This is a genomic window from Kosmotoga sp., assembly GCF_982836095.1.
In genome coordinates this window covers 1-3,260 of record NZ_CEYIHJ010000021.1, presented here as the reverse complement: position 1 = coordinate 3,260, position 3,260 = coordinate 1, and the positions used below count along the sequence as shown (strand labels likewise).

Genomic DNA, 3,260 nt, shown 5'->3' with positions numbered 1-3,260 from the left:
TATTGACTACATATCTTGAAATAACGACAGCAGCGGCGGTTGTAGTTTCAATACCCCGTTTTGAAAGATCATAAATCTGATAGGGCTGTCCACCAGCGGCGAAAGGGGTTAAATTGTTGAAAAATTGCATAAGTAAAATATCCACAAATGCTTCTCTATATGGAAGCTTTATGCCATAGGATTTCAATAAGAGTTTTGTCCTTAATGCATTAATAGATTGGGCGAGCATGTAAATCAAAATAACCCCGACAATCCATAAAGGGGACATTTTGAAAATCAACGTGAAATCGGTATCTCCACCAAAAAAAGCGAGGATAGCGAGAATTACAACGAAGCTGATAATTAAAGCGTAAAGCGCTTTTTTATACGAAAAACTCTGCTTTTGGTTTTCTATCATGGTTCCTCCAAATGTCAAAAATGGCTTTTAGATTATATCATAACCATTGCAGGGAATTTCATGATAAAATTTTTTGATGCGGAAAAAGGGGGGGAAAAGATGAAAAGATTTTTATTGATAATAATTGCATTGCTTGTTATTTCACTGGCGTATGGACAGTTTGAGGGCTTTAACCTGTATTTTGGAAATTTGCATTCTCATACTTCTTATTCTGATGGTCAAGAAACCCCAGAATACGCATATGATTTTGCAAAGACAGTTCCACAAATGGATTTTCTGGCTGTCACAGATCACGCTCATTACTTTGAGCAGGTGCTATCTGATGGCAGGGATAAATTTGAAGCGATGAAAAAAGCCGCAAGGGAGAACTCTTCTGGAACATTTCTCTCCATAGCGGGTTTTGAATGGACAGCGACAGGCTGGGGACACATCAACGTTTATGAAGCCCCTGATTGGACCGATAGGAACAAATCACCTAATCTTGATACCTTTTACAGTTGGATTGAAAGCAAAAAAGTTCTTGCTCAATTCAATCATCCTATAACCATGTTTGGAATTTTCGACGATTTCAAATATTATCCAAAAGCTGACAAATACATCAACCTGGTAGAAGTGGGTAACGGCAACTGGTCCCTGGGGGATACCATATCGCCGGAAATGTTCAATGCAGTAAGATTGGCGCTTGCAAATGGTTGGCATTTGGGAATAACAGTGGGTCAGGATAACCACAAAGCCAATTGGGGAGCTGCGAACGACTCCAGAACGGCTATATATTCTCCCTCATTAAAATTGGAGGACATTTTGAATAGCCTCATGAAAAGGCGAACTTATGGCACAGAGGACAATGATATTATAGTTGAATTTTCTGGTAACGGTAAACCTCTGGGCTCCATTGTTTACGACGCAAATTCTTTGAATTTGCATTTGAAAGTAAAAGAAACGGAAGACGATCCAATAGAAAAGGTGGTTATCTATTCTAAGTATGGAATTTATAAATCTTTCGATGCGACTTCAAATATTTTTGAATACAGCGAAGAAATACCCGTGGAAAGCTCTTACGAGTTCTTCTTTGCGTATATTCTTGAAGCCGATGGACAGGAAATTGTAACAACCCCAATATGGGTTCAGAGCTCTTCCAACAAATATCTCTACAATCCTTCTATTTATCCTGCAAATGTAAAACCCGGTGAAACTGTACTGGCAAAATTCGTCGTGTCAAATCTGAACGACTCTCGTGAATGCTTCACAGTCTATCTAAAAAATACCGAAGGGAAACTTTTGGCTAGTAAAGAACTTTCAGTGGGCCCTCTTTCGGTTGAAGAGGTAATGCTGAATTTCACAGTACAATCAGAGAAAGACAATGTAGTGCTTTTTTATTTGGATGAAGAACTGGCATTCAGATCTGGTCTCACTATCAGGGCTGGCTCTTCATTGAATATTCTGCTGGATAAAACTCATGACAATTTCTCCATGAACTCCCGGGAAATTCTCAAAGCTACTATCAATAACGCTGGGCATAAAATTGTGGAAGCAGAGAGAATGCTAAGGCCTGCAGATTTTAACAACAAGGATATCTTTATTCTTCCGCTGCCGGGTACAGAAGGTTTCTTCGAAAAACTGAAAATCCTCCAGAAGCCCCATCAAGCCATAATAAAGAATTTTGTAGCGAATGGCGGTACATTAATTGTTTTGGGGAATGGAGCACCTATATCACAGAAAATAAAGGATTCATACAATGACCTTTTGAAAGTTCTTGAGCAGCCTGTAACCTTCGGGGAACCTGTTTCAAGTGATGTAGAAGAAATATCAGGTATAACTTTTGATGGTTACAGAGAACTCGTTGGAGCGGGAAGCGTTTATGAAGGGACTTATGAAAAGGGACGGATACTCATTTTTGCTGGAGATCCTTTCACCGATAAAGTGATCGAAGAGAACAAAAAGCTCTTAGATGAGCTTTTAGGAATTGAGAAGATTGTAGTTCCCGAAACATGAAATATCGCCGTATTGATGCCATGGAATTTTTTATCCCAGATAATTTCCGGGACGATAATTGATTAATTATTGCAATATATGCGTAACATTGGTCCTTTGAACTGGCGACAATTTGTGGTATAATTTCTCGAAAATGTATAAAGAGGAGGTGTGGCAATGATTTTTAGGAACAGAATGGTAGCATTTACCCCTGTATCTGGGGTTGCTCTGCTTTGCCACGCCTTTGTCCGCCCGTGGAGGTATATAGCTGTATAGTATAGATATACCGGGTTGCAAGGGTCGTGGCGAAAGCTACGACCCTTTTTTATTGCTGACATTCTGCCATAGGGGGTGATCATTATGCGGCAGAGACTTTGTAGGAACAACGTTGTCGTAATTGTTGAGAACAGGGGCTGTGAGTCGGGCGTTTGTCGGTCCGACAAGGCAGTGGAAAGGAGGTTTTCTGAATGAACAGGAGGAATCATTTTAATTGAACCCGTTAGAGAAAGGAGGTATTGAAATGTTTAAAAGAAAATGTCTGTACAACAGCATGAAAAATAAAGTCACCGATAAGGTAAATGATGGAAATGGAATTGACATAGGTTCTATAAGAGAAAGAGGGAGGTTAATATGAGTAAAAAACATAGATTTCGTTTGACAGACAAGGCATCACCTGTTGAGATGGATAAAAAGATCAGCAAATTACACCAGGATTTGTTGAAAAGATTAATGAAAGCGGGGGGAGGTGTGTCATGAGTTACGCGCTTACCACTGAAAACATCAAGAAAGTATTCAAAAAGAACAAGAAGACTATACATGCATTGAAGGGAATAGACCTTCAGATAAGAGAGGGCGAAATATATGGATTATTGGGGCCCAATGGTTCGGGGAA

At 39.6% G+C, this 3,260-nt stretch carries 3 protein-coding genes; 2 read left to right on the top strand and 1 reads right to left on the bottom strand.

All coding sequences use genetic code 11. From position 1 onward, the window contains the following. Positions 1-397, bottom strand: a 397-nt coding sequence (locus AC3LHT_RS02715) for a lysylphosphatidylglycerol synthase transmembrane domain-containing protein (protein WP_488661895.1), incomplete at its 3' end; no start/stop codon positions are given. A 99-nt stretch (positions 398-496) separates the two neighbouring features. On the opposite strand from AC3LHT_RS02715, the gene AC3LHT_RS02710 reads away from it, so the two are divergent. Further along, positions 497-2,389, top strand: a complete 1,893-nt coding sequence (locus AC3LHT_RS02710) for a CehA/McbA family metallohydrolase (RefSeq protein WP_488661894.1) — start codon at positions 497-499, stop codon at positions 2,387-2,389. A 609-nt stretch (positions 2,390-2,998) separates the two neighbouring features. Continuing rightward, positions 2,999-3,124, top strand: a complete 126-nt coding sequence (locus AC3LHT_RS02705; protein ID WP_290646092.1) for a hypothetical protein — start codon at positions 2,999-3,001, stop codon at positions 3,122-3,124. Positions 3,125-3,260 lie beyond the last annotated feature (136 nt).